This window comes from Burkholderia sp. HMSC10F09, assembly GCF_001806955.1.
GTDB classification, from domain to species: Bacteria; Pseudomonadota; Gammaproteobacteria; order Burkholderiales; family Burkholderiaceae; genus Burkholderia; species Burkholderia multivorans.
Window position 1 is genome coordinate 15042 of record NZ_KV786879.1, and the last position, 15321, is coordinate 30362.

Annotated in this window: 15 protein-coding genes; 5 read left to right on the forward strand and 10 right to left on the reverse strand. The window is 70.0% G+C overall.

The features are described 5' to 3' along the window. Positions 1-52: 52 nt before the first annotated feature. Entirely contained in the window at positions 53-907 is an 855-nt protein-coding gene (locus tag HMPREF3115_RS24600) for a class I SAM-dependent methyltransferase (protein WP_069221150.1), read from the reverse strand. 170 nt (positions 908-1077) lie between these two features. Here HMPREF3115_RS24600 and HMPREF3115_RS24605 point away from each other — a divergent pair, with 170 nt between their 5' ends. The 3 genes from HMPREF3115_RS24605 (at position 1078) to HMPREF3115_RS24615 (ending at position 4522) form a co-directional block, all read left to right on the forward strand. Continuing rightward, positions 1078-2541 (forward strand): metallophosphoesterase family protein, encoded by a 1464-nt coding sequence (locus HMPREF3115_RS24605; RefSeq protein ID WP_070556466.1) that lies wholly within the window; start codon positions 1078-1080, stop codon positions 2539-2541. A gap of 254 nt (positions 2542-2795) precedes the next feature. After that, the gene (locus HMPREF3115_RS24610; protein ID WP_371089508.1) at positions 2796-4148 is read left to right on the forward strand and encodes a cytochrome-c peroxidase; all 1353 of its coding nucleotides are present in this window, start codon (positions 2796-2798) and stop codon (positions 4146-4148) included. A 98-nt stretch (positions 4149-4246) separates the two neighbouring features. Beyond that, positions 4247-4522 carry a CppA family protein gene (locus HMPREF3115_RS24615; RefSeq protein ID WP_070556470.1) on the forward strand — a complete coding sequence of 92 codons (276 nt, stop codon included), beginning with the start codon at positions 4247-4249 and terminating at the stop codon, positions 4520-4522. A gap of 53 nt (positions 4523-4575) precedes the next feature. Here the strand turns inward: HMPREF3115_RS24615 and HMPREF3115_RS24620 are convergent, their stop codons facing one another. Then, positions 4576-6060 (reverse strand): aminotransferase-like domain-containing protein, encoded by a 1485-nt coding sequence (locus HMPREF3115_RS24620; RefSeq protein ID WP_170933580.1) that lies wholly within the window; start codon positions 6058-6060, stop codon positions 4576-4578. Positions 6061-6262: 202 nt separating this feature from the next. Here HMPREF3115_RS24620 and HMPREF3115_RS24625 point away from each other — a divergent pair, with 202 nt between their 5' ends. Then, positions 6263-6613, forward strand: coding sequence for a hypothetical protein (locus tag HMPREF3115_RS24625; protein WP_070556472.1), 351 nt, complete (start codon positions 6263-6265; stop codon positions 6611-6613). A 148-nt stretch (positions 6614-6761) separates the two neighbouring features. Here the strand turns inward: HMPREF3115_RS24625 and HMPREF3115_RS24630 are convergent, their stop codons facing one another. The 5 genes from HMPREF3115_RS24630 to gtdA form a co-directional block, all read right to left on the reverse strand. Continuing rightward, positions 6762-8123 (reverse strand): MFS transporter, encoded by a 1362-nt coding sequence (locus tag HMPREF3115_RS24630; RefSeq protein WP_070556474.1) that lies wholly within the window; start codon positions 8121-8123, stop codon positions 6762-6764. 59 nt (positions 8124-8182) lie between these two features. Next, on the reverse strand, positions 8183-9391 hold the full coding sequence (locus HMPREF3115_RS24635) for a 3-hydroxybenzoate 6-monooxygenase (protein WP_053298647.1): 1209 nt from the start codon (positions 9389-9391) through the stop codon (positions 8183-8185). A gap of 20 nt (positions 9392-9411) precedes the next feature. Then, positions 9412-10053: a maleylacetoacetate isomerase gene (gene maiA / locus HMPREF3115_RS24640; protein ID WP_006403778.1), complete on the reverse strand. Its 642-nt coding sequence runs from the start codon at positions 10051-10053 to the stop codon at positions 9412-9414. 24 nt (positions 10054-10077) lie between these two features. Beyond that, complete coding sequence (locus HMPREF3115_RS24645) at positions 10078-10776, reverse strand: fumarylacetoacetate hydrolase family protein (RefSeq protein ID WP_070556476.1); 699 nt, start codon at positions 10774-10776, stop codon at positions 10078-10080. A gap of 87 nt (positions 10777-10863) precedes the next feature. Beyond that, positions 10864-11910: a gentisate 1,2-dioxygenase gene (gtdA, locus tag HMPREF3115_RS24650; protein WP_006403780.1), complete on the reverse strand. Its 1047-nt coding sequence runs from the start codon at positions 11908-11910 to the stop codon at positions 10864-10866. 165 nt (positions 11911-12075) lie between these two features. Between gtdA and HMPREF3115_RS24655 the strand changes: the two genes are divergently transcribed. After that, the gene (locus HMPREF3115_RS24655; RefSeq protein ID WP_053298649.1) at positions 12076-13020 is read left to right on the forward strand and encodes a LysR substrate-binding domain-containing protein; all 945 of its coding nucleotides are present in this window, start codon (positions 12076-12078) and stop codon (positions 13018-13020) included. Positions 13021-13072: 52 nt separating this feature from the next. Here HMPREF3115_RS24655 and HMPREF3115_RS24660 read toward each other — a convergent pair whose 3' ends face one another. From HMPREF3115_RS24660 to HMPREF3115_RS24670, 3 genes are all read right to left on the reverse strand, one after another. Further along, entirely contained in the window at positions 13073-14341 is a 1269-nt protein-coding gene (locus tag HMPREF3115_RS24660; protein ID WP_070556478.1) for an NAD(P)/FAD-dependent oxidoreductase, read from the reverse strand. Further along, positions 14338-14571 carry a 2Fe-2S iron-sulfur cluster-binding protein gene (locus HMPREF3115_RS24665; protein ID WP_006399860.1) on the reverse strand — a complete coding sequence of 78 codons (234 nt, stop codon included), beginning with the start codon at positions 14569-14571 and terminating at the stop codon, positions 14338-14340. The genes HMPREF3115_RS24660 and HMPREF3115_RS24665 overlap by 4 nt, the downstream gene beginning before the upstream one ends. Beyond that, the coding region (locus HMPREF3115_RS24670; RefSeq protein ID WP_256276417.1) for an NAD(P)/FAD-dependent oxidoreductase at positions 14568-15321 on the reverse strand (754 nt) is incomplete at its 5' end. The genes HMPREF3115_RS24665 and HMPREF3115_RS24670, both read right to left, overlap by 4 nt.

Consider the following 15321-nt stretch of genomic DNA (forward strand, 5'->3'; position numbering starts at 1 on the left):
CATCGCGCACGGACGGCGCGCCCGTGGTGCGCGCGGCTGCCCGCGCCGCGCCTTACGCGGCCGACGATGGCGCGCGTGCGCTGACCAGCCAGCACGCCGCCTCGAACCGCACGTCGGCGCCCTGCACGTAAGGTTCGAACGCGTTGCGGATCGTTTCGACCACGCGGCGCCGCGTCGCATCGTCCACCTGCTGCAGCGCCAGGCCGACCGGCCCCAGCCGCCCGATGTAGTCGTTCAGCGCGGGTTCCGGCAGCGCGCATGCGATATCGACGGGCTCGATCGCGATGTCGGCCCAGCCGCTGTCGGACAGCACCGCTGCAATGCGCTGCCGGTCGCCGAACGCGAACTGCCCAGGCGCGCCGGGCCGTCGCGGCGGCAGGTCCGGCAGCAGCGGCGCAGCGGCCCGCTCGGCGGTCGTCATGAACGGATTCTCGGCCGCACTGCGCCACGCGACGAACCGCAACGCCGCGTCGGTGCGCGCCGCACGCCGCAGATTCGCGAACGCGCGGACCGGATCGTCGAAAAACATCACGCCGAAACGCGACACGATCAGATCGACACTGGCGGGCACGAACGCATGCGTCTGCGCATCCGCGCACACGAAGTGCACGCGCAGGCCGCTGCGCTTCCCACGCTCGTGCGCCGCGTCGATCATCCGCGCCGAAATATCGACGCCCGTGCACTGTGCGTCCGCGCCGAGCCGCCGCGCGATGTCGAGCGTGACCGCGCCCGTCCCGCAGCCGACATCCAGCACGGCGCGCGCGGACGATGCGGCTGCGGCATCCGCGAGCAGTGTCGCGAACGGCTCGAACAGCCGGTCGAGCGACGCCTGGATGTCCACCCACGCGCGTCCCGACGGGCCGTTCCACAGCGCGGACTGTTCTTCGTTGGCGTGGTTCTGTTTCATTCGCGGCTCCCGTTGTCTGCTTCGTCGATCGTCCATCACACTGTGCTGCCTCAAGCCGGCTTGAAGTCAACCCTGTCGCGGCGCGTCCCGACACGCCCGCGTTGCGCCTTATTTTCATATTTCTTACATTTGCGCTGCGTAACGTTGGCGGCTTTCGTACGGTGCTCCCCATGCGACGACTCCTCTCTCGCGCGTTGCGCGCGCGCTGCGCGGCCCTTGCGGCCTTCGCGTCACTGTCCGCGTGTTCGAACCACATCGATGCGCCCGCCGATCCGGCCAGCGCCGCCATCAACGTGCAGGCCGCGTGGGTCGAGATCGGCGATGCGAACCAGGCGATCGCGCGCGCGATCACGGCCTATCAGCCGGCGTCGTCCGACGATCCGCTGTGTCCGCAGCTGATCGTCGACGGCAAGCTGTCGCGGATGACGCTGCGCGCGGGCGCCGCGACGGCGCCGCAACGCCCGACGGCGAGCGACCCGGCCGATTCGAAGCCGTCGAGTTTTCCGGTCAGCGTCTGCGAAGCGACGCTGCCGGCCGACGCGCAGACGGCCAGCGTCGCGGGCCGCACGTTGCCGCTGCCGAAAGCGCAGCCGCAGCGCATCGCGATCATCGCCGACACCGGCTGCCGGATGAAAAAGGCCGACAACGCATGGCAGGCGTGCAACGACCCGACGGTATGGCCGTTCGACACGATCGCGGCCAGCGTCGCGAAGCTGTCGCCGGATCTCGTGCTGCACGTCGGCGACTATCACTACCGCGAAAACGCGTGCCCGCCCGACATCGCGGGCTGCAAGGACAGCCCGTGGGGCTACGGCTGGGATACCTGGCAGGCCGATCTGTTCCGGCCGGCGGCGCCGCTCATGGCGAAAGCGCCGTGGGTCGTCGTGCGCGGCAACCACGAGGAATGCGCGCGCGCCGGTCAGGGCTGGTTCCGCTTCCTCGATCCGCGCCCGTACTCGGCGTCCCGCTCGTGCGACGATCCGGCGAACGACAACGACGCGAACTATTCGGAGCCTTACGCGGTGTCGCTCGGCGGCGGTACGCAGGTCATCGTGTTCGATAGCGCGAAGGTGGGCCGCAACGCGCTGAAGCCGACCGACGCGCAGTTCCGCATCTACCAGAAGCAGTTCCAGACGGTGGCCGCGCTCGCGTCGAAGGCCGGCATGACGACGACGATCTTCACGAACCATCATCCGATCCTCGCGTTCGCGCCGATCGCAGGCAGCACGCCCGCACCCGGCAACCTCGCGCTGCAGTCGGTGATGTCGAGCCTCAACGCGCAGGCGTACTATCCGCCCGGCGTGCACGTCGCGCTGCACGGCCACGTGCACGACTTCCAGGCGATCGACTTCTCGTCCGGCCATCCGGCGACGATCGTGTCCGGCAACGGCGGCGACAACCTCGACGTCGCGCTGCCCGATCCTTTCCCGGCCGGCCTGACGCCCGCGCCCGGCGCGGTGATCCAGCGGCTGTCGCACAACAACAGTTTCGGCTTTCTGATCATGGAGCGGCGCGCGGCGCCGGCGACCGGCTGGGTATTCCACGCGTATTCGGCGGCGGGCAAGCTGCTCGCGTCATGCGATCAGTCGGGGACGACGCTCGCATGCGACAAGACGGGATTCATTGCACCGTGATCGACGAGGTTCGATATGCGCATCGTCCGGCGCATTTGCGCGATCGCTGCGCCGCCGTGACGAAGTCGCTCACGGATTCGGCGCGAGTTTCCGCTGCGATGGCAGACGCCGTTCCGTTCGAGACGTCCGCTCCGGCTGCCGCTTCGGCCGCTTCAGCCGATTCGGTAGGCCGCGCCGCCGCGCCTGCGCCAGGCGCGACTTCCGTTCCCGCGCGCGCCCGTCGAAAACGCATGCTGCTCGCATGTGCCGCCGCGATGCTTGCCGGGCTGGCGCTTACGGCAAGCGCCGCGCCGGCTTCGGAAACGGTCCTGCTGCCCGGTGCGCCGCCGTCGCGCGTGGTCGGCGTCGTCGGCAACGGCACACCGCAGGTCGCCGGCAAGATCGACGCGGCAACCGCGCGCTTCGCGCCCGAGCCCACGCTCGTCGCGCTCGGCCGCCGGATCTTCTTCGACACGCGGCTGTCCGAGCCGCGCGGGATGTCGTGCGCGGGGTGCCACGATCCGGGCCGCGCGTTCGCGCCGACGCTGTCGGCGGCTTCGCTCGCGGGGCCCGGCGTGCCGCAAGGCAGCCGCCCCGGCCGCTTCAGCGCGCGCAACGCGCCGTCGCTGCTGTACGTGCGCTATGTGCCGCGCCGCCACTTCTATCAAGACGACGATGCACCCGCGCCGTCGCCGTTCGGCGGGCTGTTCAGCGACGGCCGCGCCGACACGCTCGCCGAGCAGATCCGCGGCCCGCTGTTCGATCCGAACGAGATGAACAACCGTTCGCCGGCCGCGCTGCTGCGCAAGGTCGACGCGACCGATCTCGGTGCCGATCTGGCCGCCCGCTTCGGCATCTCGGTGCGGCGCGACCCCGAGCAGCTCGTACGCGCGCTCGGGACCGCCGTCGAAGCGTATTTGCAGAGCGACGAAATGGCGCCGTTCACGTCGCGCTTCGACGCGTATCTGCGCACGCGCACGCCCCTCGCGCCGGCCGAGATGCGCGGGCTCGCTCTGTTTCGGAATCCCGACAAGGGCAACTGCATGAGCTGCCATACGCTGTCGGAAACGTCGAGCCGCCCGGAGCGCTCGCTGTTCACCGACTTCGGCTACGACGCGATCGCGGTGCCGCGCAATCGCGCGCTCCCGGCGAATCGCGACCCGCGGCACTTCGACAACGGGCTGTGCGATACCGCGCGCCGGCTGCGCTGGCCCGAGCCGACGCAATGGTGCGGTTATCTGCGCACGCCGGGGCTGCGCAACGTCGCGGTGAAGCAGACGTTCATGCACAACGGCGTGTTCGCCAACTTGCGCGACGCGGTCGCGTTCTACAACACGCGGTCGACCGATCCGCGCCGCTGGTATCACGGCGCGGCGACGTTCGACGACGTGCCGGCCGCGTATCGCGGCAACATCAACGTCAATTCGACGCCGATGAACCGCCGGCCGGGCGCCGTGCCCGCACTGACCGACGCCGAAATCGACGACATCGTCGCGTTCCTCGGCACGCTGACCGATGCGCGCTATGCGGGGCTCGCTGCGGCGCGTGGCGGAACGGCGGCCAATGTGGCGCGCGCGCAGGCACCTGCCTCGGCCGTGCGCGCCGCTGCCGCCGCGCCGGCGCGCTGACCCTGGCCGGATGGCCAGGAGCGTGCGTGCTCGCTTGCAGTGGCCTCAAACACTGTTTATATTTACAGTACTGTATCGATGAACAGTGGAGGTGTGCGATGGAACATCTGGTCCGTATCGTCAACGACATCGACCGCCAGGTATTGGCATGGCTGCGGGCGCAGGTCGGCGATGCGCGCGTCGAGCGCGCTGCCCGTCAGCTCGGCCATACGCGCAAGCCTTACCCGTCCGCGGTATGCCGGTATCTGGGGATGAGTGCACCGGCCACGCTGCGGCATGCGCATCGGCCGCGCGTGGCGCGCGACTTTTCCGTCGGCGATCGCTATCTGTCCCTGATTCGCGAACACCTCGCCTCACATAGCGCAGGCCGCTGATCGTGCGCGCGCCCTCCCGCTCGCGCGCCGTTCGTGCGAGCGATCGCGTCCGCTCAGCCCGCCGCGATCGCGTCGCGCACGAGCCGGCCCAGCGTGTCGAATGCCGCCTCCTGTGCCGCGTCGAAGGCCCGCGTGCAGCCGATCCGGATATAGGCGTCGAAGCGATTCGAGTTCGAAAAGATCGAACCGGGCGCGATCCTGATGCCTCGAGCGAGCGCGGCATCGAACAATGCGTCCGAATGCACGCCGTCGGGCAGCGCGATCCAGAGCAGCATCCCGCCCGGCGGCCGGTTCATCCGTGTACCGGCGGGGAAATGCCGCGCAATCGCATCCGCTGTTGCGTCGCGCTGTACGCGCAGTTGCTCGCGGAATCGGCGCAGATGGCGGTCGAACGCGCCCGAACCGACGAATTCGGCTGCCACTGCCTGGAGCAGCGCCGCGTTGTGACGGCTGTGCGCGAACTTCAGCATCTTCACGCGCGCGTGCCAACGCCCGCCGCTCATCCAGCCGAGTCGCATTCCCGGTGCAAGCACCTTGTTGAACGACGGGCAATAGATGACGGTGCCGTCCCGGTCCCATGCCTTCACGGGCTTCACCGCCTGCGGCACGTCGACGAGTTCGCGGTACGGCTCGTCCTCGATCACGGCCACGCCGCGGCTCGCGCACAGCGCGACGAGCGCCGCCTTGCGTTCGTCGGGCATCACGCTGCCGAGCGGGTTCTGCAGGTTCGGCACGACCACGACGGCGCGAATGTCCGGATAGGCGTTCAGCGCGACTTCGAGTGCCTCGATCGACAGCCCCGTCGTCGGGCTCGCCGGAATTTCGAGCGCGCGCATGCCGAGGCTTTCGAGCAGTTGAAGCAGCCCGAAGAACGCCGGCGATTCGATCGCGATCGTGTCGCCGGGCTGCGCGACTGCGCGCAGCGCGAGATTGACTGCGTCGACGCCGCCGCTCGTCGACATCACGTCGTCCGGCGATACCGTTACGCCGTACGACAGCGCGCGCTTCGCCATCGCGTGGCGGAACTCCGGCAGGGCGTCGATGCGCCCCGCGTCGGTCAACAGCGTCGGCTTGCGCCGCAGCAGGCGGATCGCGAGCGCCTGCAGACGTTCGGTCGGATACAGCGACGCGGCGGCGGACGCGCCGCCGAGGTTCAGCGCATCGGTCGCCGTGTGGCCGCGGTCGATCACACGCGACACGCGTTCGTGCAGCCCCGCGAACGGCGGCGCGATGGCGAGCGGCGCCGCATCGCCTTCCGGCAGCGCGTCGAGCACCGGCGATGCGCGGCGGCGCACGAAATACCCGGACCGCGGCCTTGCCTCGCACCAGCCCGCATCCTCGAGCCGCCGGAACGTCTGGATCGCCGTCGACAGGCTCACGCCGTGCTGCGCCATGAACGTGCGCACGGACGGCATCCGGTCGCCGGGCGACAGCGTGCCGGCCGCGATGATGCGGCGGTAATGCTCGGCGAGCCGTTCGTACAACGGCTCGCCGTCCATCGGCAAGGCTTCTCGGGCGATCTCGGCAAAGGGTGTCATGCGAGCGATCGTGCCGGCTGCGCGCAGTGCACGCCAGATACAGATTCGAGGCAAACCGACCGATACAGCCCGCAAAAATCGCGGCCTGCACCGCAACAGATTCTCGTCGGCTGAATCTGTTGCGCTTGTGCCCGTTTCCCTAACCTGAGCGCACGCTGTCGCCTCGCCGTCGCGGGGCTGCGTTACCGGGAAAGGATTCGCGATGCAAACGCAGGACATCCGGCTCGACGCCGGGCAAAGCCACTTTGCGTGGCTCGACAAGGGCTGTCGATTGATCGTGCTGGACGGCACGCTTGCCGTCACGTGGCGGGACCGCACGCTCGACTGGCTGCCGGACGCGCCTCTGACGGTCCGGCGCGTGCTGACCGAAGGCGAATGTCTGACGATGGATGCGCCGGGTCACGTTGCACTCGCGGCCGGTGCCGGCGCAGACGTACGCGTGACAATCGTCACGGCCGCCGGTCGATACAGCTGGCGCGACCGGCTGCACGCGTGGTTGAGTCGGCTGCCCGCCCGGCTCACCGCATCGCCGCGCGCGCACGAGCGGTCGTGACGCTACGGTGCGTCGTCTGTCCGCGGGGCTCGCCCTATGCCGGATCGCGGCCTGCGCCATGACGCCGATATAACCGGGGACGCCGGCATCGACCGATGCCGAAACGTCCCGCCGCGTCGACGCAGTCTCGCGATCGCCCGACGCCCGGTCACACGTTCTCGCCCGCGATCGCGTCGGCGCCGGCCTCGCGCCGCGTGCCGCCGCGCACCGCGCCGAGCACGAGAACGGCAAGCCCCGCAACCACACACGGCACCGCGACGACGGCAAAGGCGGTCGGCAGCGGCAGCCCCGCCGCGAGCATTGCGCCGCCCGCCATCGAGCCGACCACCGACCCGCCGCGCCCGATCCCGTTGGCCCAGCTGACGCCCGTCGTCCGGCAGTCGGTCGGATAGAACGCCGCCGATAGCGCATTCGCCCCCACCTGCGAGCCAGACACGCAGAAGCCGGCTGCGAACACGGCCAGCGCGGCGCCCCACGGCGATGCCGCGCAGATGCCGATCGCCGCGACGAACACGCCGGCCGCCACGTAGCTGCAGGCCAGCACGCGATGCGGATCGAAGCGGTCCATCAGCCAGCCGAGCACGATCGCACCGAGCGTACCGCCGATCTGAAACATCGCGGTCACGCGCGCGGCGGTCTGCAGCGTCGCGCCGGTCGTGCGCAGCAGCGTCGGCAGCCAGCTCGACAGCAGGTAGATCACGAGCAGACTCATGAAGAATGCGAGCCACAGCAGCAGCGTACCGCGCAGCAGATCGGGCCCGAACAGCCGGCCGAGCGGCGACGCCGCCGGCTTGCCGCGCGGCGCGACGAACGACGCGTGCGCGAGATGCGGATCCGGCGCGATGCGGCTCAGCAGCGCCGCGATCCGCTCGCGCGCCGCGCCGCTGTTCACCAGATAGCGCACCGATTCCGGCAGCCGCCATGCGAGCACCGGCAGCAACAGCAGCGGCGCGACACCGCCGACGACGAGCACCGCGCGCCAGCCGTCGCGTTCGATCAGCGATGCGGCGACGAGGCCGCCGAGCGCCGAGCCGATCGTGAAGCCGCAGAACATCGTCGTCACGAGCAGCGAACGGCGACGCGCGGGACAGTATTCGGACGTCAGCGTGATCGCGTTCGGCATTGCACCGCCAAGCCCGAGCCCTGTCACGAAGCGCCACGCGATCAGTTCCGTGACACCGCCCGCACTCGCGGACGCGGCGCTCGCGACGCCGAAGCATGCGACGCAGGCGAGCAGCAGCCGCTTCCGCCCGAACCGGTCGCCGAACGGCCCGAACGCCAGTGCGCCGGCCATCAGCCCGGCCAGCCCCGCGCCGAACACCGGCGCGAGCTGCGCAGGCGACAGTTGCCATTCCGCCCGGATCACGGGCGCGACGAATCCGATCGACGCGGTGTCGAACCCGTCGATCGCGACGATGAGAAAGCACAGCACGACAATCGCGATCTGAAACGGCGACACGCGTCGCCGGTCGATCCATTCGCTGACGTCGACGGGCAGCGTGGTATCCATGATGATGTCTCCTCCAGGAACGCGCGCGGCTCGGCCGGCGCGCGGGGCCGTCGTGCGCGTTACGCGACCGGCTTCAGGCAGTCGTCGGCGCGCCATCCATGCAGCCACTCGAGCGCGTCGTAGAACTGCGACTGCGTGCGTCCGACCCACAGCGCATTGCGCACCTGCCGCTCGACGCCCTTCGCGTGATAGATGCGCCCCATTTCGCGCGCCGAATACAGCACGCGCGCGGTACGCGGAATCCGCACGCGTTCGTACAGCGCGAACGCGGCCTCGAAATCGCCATCGGTCTGCGCGACGGCCGCGCCGAGCGTGACCGCATCCTCGAGCGCCTGACAGGCGCCCTGCGCGATGTACTGCGTCATCGGATGCGCGGCGTCGCCGAGCACCGTCGCGCGGCCCGCGCTCCAGCGCTCGACCGGATCGCGGTCGGCCGTCGCCCAGCGCTTCCACGACGTCGGCCGATCGAGCATCTGCCTGGGCAGCGCATGAATGCCCTCGAAATACGACAGCACTTCCTCCTTGCTGCCGTCGCGCACGCCCCAGGTTTCCTGCTCGCGGCTGTGGAACGTGACGACGAGGTTGTACTGGCGGCCGCCGCGCAGCGGATAGTGGACGAGATGGCAATGCGGGCCGGCCCATACGACGGGCGCGTTGATCTGCAGATCGACCGGCATGTTCTCGACGTCGACGACCGCGCGGTAGACCACGTGCCCCGTCACGCGATGCGCGTCGCCGATCAGCGCGTGGCGGATCGCCGATTTCACGCCGTCGCAGCCGATCACCGCCTCGGCGCGATAGCGTTCGCCGTGCTGATCGACCACGGTCACGCCGTTGCCGTCCTGTTCAAAGCCGCACACCTGCGTGCTGGTGCGAAATTCGATCAGCGGATGATTCCTGACCGCCTCGTAGATCGACAGATGGATGTCCGCGCGATGAATCACCGCATACGGATTGCCGAACCGTGCGCGATACGCGGCGCCGGTATCGATGCGCGCGACTTCGTGCGCATCGACCGCATCCATCAGCTGCAGCCAGTCGGTAAACACCGCACGGCTGCGCGCCGCCTCGCCGACGCCGAGCGCGTCCAGCGCATTGAACGCGTTCGCGGCGAGCTGGATGCCCGCCCCGATCTCGCCGATCTGCGCGGCCTGCTCGAGCAGCTTCACGCGGATGCCCTGCCGCGCGAGCGCGAGCGCCGTCGCCAGCCCGCCGATGCCGCCGCCGATCACGAGCACGCGGCGGCCCTTGTCTCCTGCCTGATTCATGTCTGTCTCCCCCGATCGCCTCAGGCGACGTAATCCGGTTGCCGCTGCGGCTGGGCGGCCAAGAAGGCCGGCTCGCGCTGCGCGTGTTCGTACACCGCGAGGCTGCGCGGATACGCGCTCAGATCGCAGTCCATCCGCAGCGCGTTCGCGATCTGCGGGACGAGGCACACGTCGGCCAGCGTCGGCGCATCGCCGAAGCACCACGGCCCCGTGTCGGCGCGCGCGAGCAGGCGCTCGACGCCCGCCATCCCTTCGGCGATCCAGTGCCGGTACCACGCCGTCTTCTGCTGCGGCGTCACGTCGAGTTCGCCGTCGAGATAGCGCAGCACGCGCAGGTTGTTCACCGGATGGATGTCGCAGGCGATCAGCAGCGCAAGCTCGAGCACGCGCGCACGCTGTCGCGGATCGACGGGAATCAGCCGCGGCTGCGGATGCGTCGCGTCGAGATAGTCGATGATCGCGAGCGACTGACCGAGGCGGAAATCGCCGTCGACGAGCGCGGGCACCGACGCGGAGGGATTGACGTCGTCGACGTAGTGCGCGTCGCGATGCGCGCCGATGCGGATGTTCACCGGCAGCGTGTCGTAAGACAGCCCTTTCAGCGCGAGCGCAATGCGCACCCGGTAGGACGTCGAACTGTTGAAGAAGCTATGCAGTTGCACGATGGGACCTTTCGAAAACGGGCGTCAGACGACGCGCACGGTGAGTTCGCCGAGCCGCTCGACACCGACCTTCATCTCGTCGCCGCGCACGACCGCGCCCACGCCTTCCGGCGTGCCGGTAAAGATCACGTCGCCCGGTTCGAGGCGGAAGAATTTCGACAGGTCCGCGACCGTCTCCGCGACCGACCAGATCAGGTGCGACACGTCGCTCTTCTGCTTCGTCGCACCGTTGACGGTCAGCCACAGGCCGCCCTGCTCGAAATGGCCGACGGCGCTCGCCCGATGCACCGGGCCGATCGGCGCCGAGCGGTCGAACGCCTTGCCGATTTCCCACGGGCGGCCCATCTCGCGCATCTTCATCTGCAGGTCGCGGCGCGTCATGTCGAGGCCGACCGCATAGCCCCACACGTGGTCGAGCGCGCTGCCGAGCGGAATGTCGGCCCCGCCCTTGCCGATTACCGCGACCAGTTCGGCTTCGTAGTGATAGTTCTGCGTCTGCGACGGATACGCGAGTTCGAGCGTTTCGCCGTATGCGACCGGCACGACGGCGTCGGCCGGCTTGCAGAAGAAGAACGGCGGCTCGCGATCGGGATCGAAGCCCATCTCGCGCGCATGGGCGGCATAGTTGCGGCCGACGCAGTAGACGCGGCGCACCGGAAAACGGGCATCGCTGCCGGCGACAGGAAGTGCGACCGGGGCTTCGGGCGGGAAAACGAAAGTCATGAACGGCTCCAGCGTAGACATGAATGAAGGGGCGCGCGCCGCGACTTCGGCGGCGCGCGGAAAACGGATCGTGGACAGCCGCCGGCGTCAGTCGCGCGCTTCGCGCAGCAGGTTCAGCGCGGACAGCACGGGCCGGTCGGAATAGCTGAACAGCACGCTGTCGGACGATGCCGACAGCCGCACCGGCGCCCACGACGGCGCGACGAAGATGTCGTGCGGCTCGAACGCGAACGCGTCGCCGCCGATATGCGCGGTGCCGCTGCCTTCGACGACGCAGTAGATCGTCGCGTCGGTGCTGCGATACGTGCGGCCGTCGAAGCCGGCCGGCAGGAACTGCATGAAGGTCGCGATCGTCGGCATCGGCCAGCCGCCGGTCGCCGGGTTCACGTAGCGCAGCTTCACGCCGTCCCACGCGTCGAGCTCGCCGTTCCGGTACAGCGCGTCGAGCGCCTCGCGGCTGCGCGCATACGGGTAGCTGAAGATCGGCGAGGTCGGATCGGTCGCGCGATGCCGCACCGGCACCATGTTGTGGCCGTAGCGCGCGAAGCTGTCGCCTTCGGGCCGGCTGACGGGCTGCACGGCTTCCGGGTAGTTCTCCGCGAACCCCGCGTCGAGATGCGCGACGAGCGGGATGTCAAGCCCGTCGAGCCACACGACCGGCTCGCCGCCCGCTTCCACGGACGGATTGCCGTGGTCGTGCCAGGTCCACGACGGCGTGATGATGAAGTCGCCCGGATGCATCGTCGTGCGCTCGCCGTTCACCGCGGTCCACGCGCCGCGCCCTTCGACGATGAAGCGCAGCGCCGATTGCGTATGGCGATGGCTCGGCGCGATCTCGCCCGGCAGGATCAGCTGCAGGCCCGCGTACAGGTTCGGCGTCATGCTCGAACGGCCGGGCAGCCCCGGATTCTCCAGCACCAGCACGCGGCGCACGGCCTCTTCGGCGCTGATCACGTCGCCGGCCTGCATCACCAGATCGCGCACCTGCGCGTACTTCCAGATCGCGGGCCGGGCGGCCGGCTGCGGCGTCTTCGGCACGAGGCTGTGCAGCGACTCCCACAGCGGCGTCAGGCGCTGCTCGGCGATGCGCGCGTAATAGGCGGCGCGCGACGGGTCCGGATGTCGGGTCGTCATGGTGTCTCCTGGTATCGGCCGATCGCGGCCTCGGCGCTCGTTCTGGGCGGCGGCCGCACGATGCGGCCTGTTGACGGATTTATATGCGACCAGACATATCCCGTAAAATGATCAAATCATCTAATTCATATGGTTCTGGATATATCTCTCGATACGAGGCAGGCAATGGACTGGACTTACCGTCTGCGGCTGCGGCATCTGCAGGTGCTGCTGAGCCTGGCGAGCACCGGCAATCTGAGCCAGTCGGCGGCGGCGCTCGCGACCACGCAGCCGGCGTTGTCGAAGTGGCTGAAGGAACTCGAAGAGGACGTCGGGCTGCCGCTCTTCGAGCGGCATGCGCGCGGGTTGCGGCCGACGCCGTACGGCGACGCGCTGATCGAGCACGCGCGCCGCGTGGAGGCGCAGCTCGACGTCGCGCGCGACGACATGGCCGCACTGCGCGAAGGCGGCAGCGGCCTCGTGACGATCGGCACATCGGGCGTCGCGGCCGCCGACACGGTGCCGCTCGCGGTGTCGCAATTGCTGAAACGGATGCCGCGCGCGCAGGTGCGGCTCAACGAAAGCACGCTGGTGCAGCTGATGCCGCAGCTCGCGCGCGGCGAACTGGACATCGTCGTCGGCCGCACCGGCTCCGCGTCGGTCGATCCGCTGCTGCAGGTCGAAACGCTGTACGTCGATCCGGTCGTGTTCGTCGCGCGGCCCGATCACCCGCTCGCCGGCGCGGCTTCGGTCGGCTGGGACGAGGTGCTGTCGTACACGTGGATCGTGTGGCCGGCCGGCACGCCGGTGCACAATGCGCTGCAGGCGGCGCTATCGGCGGCCGGCCGCACGCAGCCGCCGCATTGCGTCGAATCGAACTCGTCGCTCCTCAATCTGACGCTGCTGAACAATACGGACCTGCTCGGCGTCGCGTCGCAACGTGCCGCGCGACGTTTCGAGCAACTGAATGCGATCCGGATCCTGCCGATGCGGCTCGAAGGCCAGGGCGCGGTCGCGATGTACTGGCACCCGGACAGCGCGAACCGCGCGGCCGTCGCGGCCGCGATCGAATGCCTGCGCGCATGCGCCGCGCCGCAGATCGGCAGATGGGAAAAGGAAACGGCGGATTAGCGGCGGCGGCGCAGGCAGGCAGCATGCGCCGCGCTGCGTGCGCCGCCGTGCGTCACGCGCATTCGTCGGCGGCGGCGCCGTCGAGCATCAACGTGCCGACTCGGGCCGGCACGAGCGGCGAGCGCGGCACGGGCGGCGTCCAGCCGAACAGCGCTTGCGCGGCCGCACCGCATACGCGCCCCTGACACGCCCCCATTCCGCAGCGCGACTGCAGCTTCGCGGCCGTCCAGCCGGGCGCAGCGGCCACCGCGTCGAAACGCACGTCCTCGCATCGGCACAGCAGCGTATCGGGCTTCGCGAGCCGGCGAATCGGCTCGCGAATCGCGAAGCGCGTGCGCACCGCGTCGGCGAACGCCTGCCACTGCGCGCGGCGCGCGACGAGCGCCGGCAGCACATCGGTCTGCCCGGTCGCCGCGCAGCCCGCGATTTCGCCTTCGACCATCGCGAGCTCGCTGCCGCCGACGCCCGTGCACTCGCCGGCCGCGAAATGTCCGTCGCGGCTCGTGCGCTGATGCGCGTCGACGGCCACCGCGCCGTTTTCGACCCGGCATCCGAGATGACTCGGCAGCACGGTGTTCGGCACGAGGCCGAAGCCGCACGCGAGCCGGTCGCACTCGACGTCGAATTCGCGGTCGCCGCGGCGAATCCGCACGCCTTCGAGCCGTTTGTCGCCGAACGCCGCGACGACGTGCGCATCGGGCCGATAGGCCGCCGTGAACAGCTGCGCGGCCTGCGCGAGCTTCGACGGCCAGCGCCACAATCCGGCGCCGAACGCAGCCACGTCGCGCCAGGCGGCCTGCTCGAGCACGTGCGACACCTGCGCGCCGGCCTGGCGCGCGGTGGCCGCGCTCGCGAGCAGCAGCGGGCCGCTGCCTGCGATCACGATGCGCCGGCCGCGCACGTCGAGGCCGTACTTGATCAGCGCCTGCAGCCCGCCGGCGCCTGTCACGCCGGGCAGCGTCCAGCCGGGGAACGGCAGCAGCAGTTCGCGCGCGCCGCAGCACAGAATCAGCGCCCGGTATTCGAGCAGCAGTGCGCGTTCGTCGTCTTCGAGCAGCAGCGTATGCGGCTGCGATTCCGCGACGATGCGCGTGGCCGCGAGATGCCTGACGTTCGGCAGCCGCAGCACGGCAAGCCGCTCGGCGGCCGCCGGTACCGGCGTCGCCGCCGCCGGCTGACGCCAGATCTGGCCGCCTGCACGCGGATTGTCGTCGACGATGGCGATCGTCACGCCGCTGCGGGCCGCGGCGCGCGCGGCCGACAGCCCGGCCGGGCCCGCGCCGACGATCGCGATGTCGACGCTCAGTCGTTCCTGCTTCATCGTGTGCGCTCCACCTGCATGCCGTCGCGGCACAGCGTCTGGCACGCGAGCCGCCGACGGCCGTCGATCGTCATCCTGCACTCCTGGCAGACGCCCATTCCGCAAAACGGCGCGCGCGGCGCGCCGGTGCACGACACGCGCGTCGTGTCGTCGCCGCTCGCCGCCACGGCGGCCGCGACGGTCACGCCGTCTGCCACCGTCAGCGCGCGGCCGTCGAGATGAATGATCATGAAAGCGCTCCGGCTACGGGGGACGTCGTCAGAAAACGTCCCGGCAAATACGGTTCGATGTCGATCGCGGGCCGCTCGCCCGCCATCTGCGCGGCCAGCAGCCGCGCACTGCCCGGCGCGGTCGTCACGCCGAGCCCTTCGTGGCCGACGGCGAGCCATACGCCGGGCCGCGCCGGATGTTCGCCGAGCAGCGGCAGGCCGTCCGGGCTCGCGGCACGGAAACCCGTCCATGCGCGGATCGCGTTCAGCTCGGCGAGATCGGGCAGGTAGCCGGCCGCGCGGCGCAGCATCCGCGCGAGCACCGGCGGCTCGATGCGCGGATCCTCGGTGTCGAACTGGCGCGACGACCCGATCAGCAGTTGGCCCGTCGGCCGCGGCTGCACGTTGAACGCGACCGACGTGCCGTCGCTCGCATGCGCGCTCGCCGCATAGCCGAGCTCGACGAGCTGGTGCGCGACGCGCCCCGGATAACGGTCGGTAATCAGCAGATGGCCCTTCTTCGGGCGCAGCGGCAGCTCGGGCAGCAGCGTACGCGCGGCGACGCCGTTCGCGACGACGACGCGTTGTGCGCGCAGCACGTCGCCGCTCGCCAGCGTGACGCGCGCGCCGTCGACGCCGACCGCGCGGTCGCGCCGCAGCACGATGCCGGGCCCGCGCTGCAGCAGCCAGTTCGCGGTCACCGGCGCGTAGAGAATCCCGTCGCCGGGAATCTTCAGCGCCCCGCCGAGGCCGGGCCGCAGCATCGGCTCC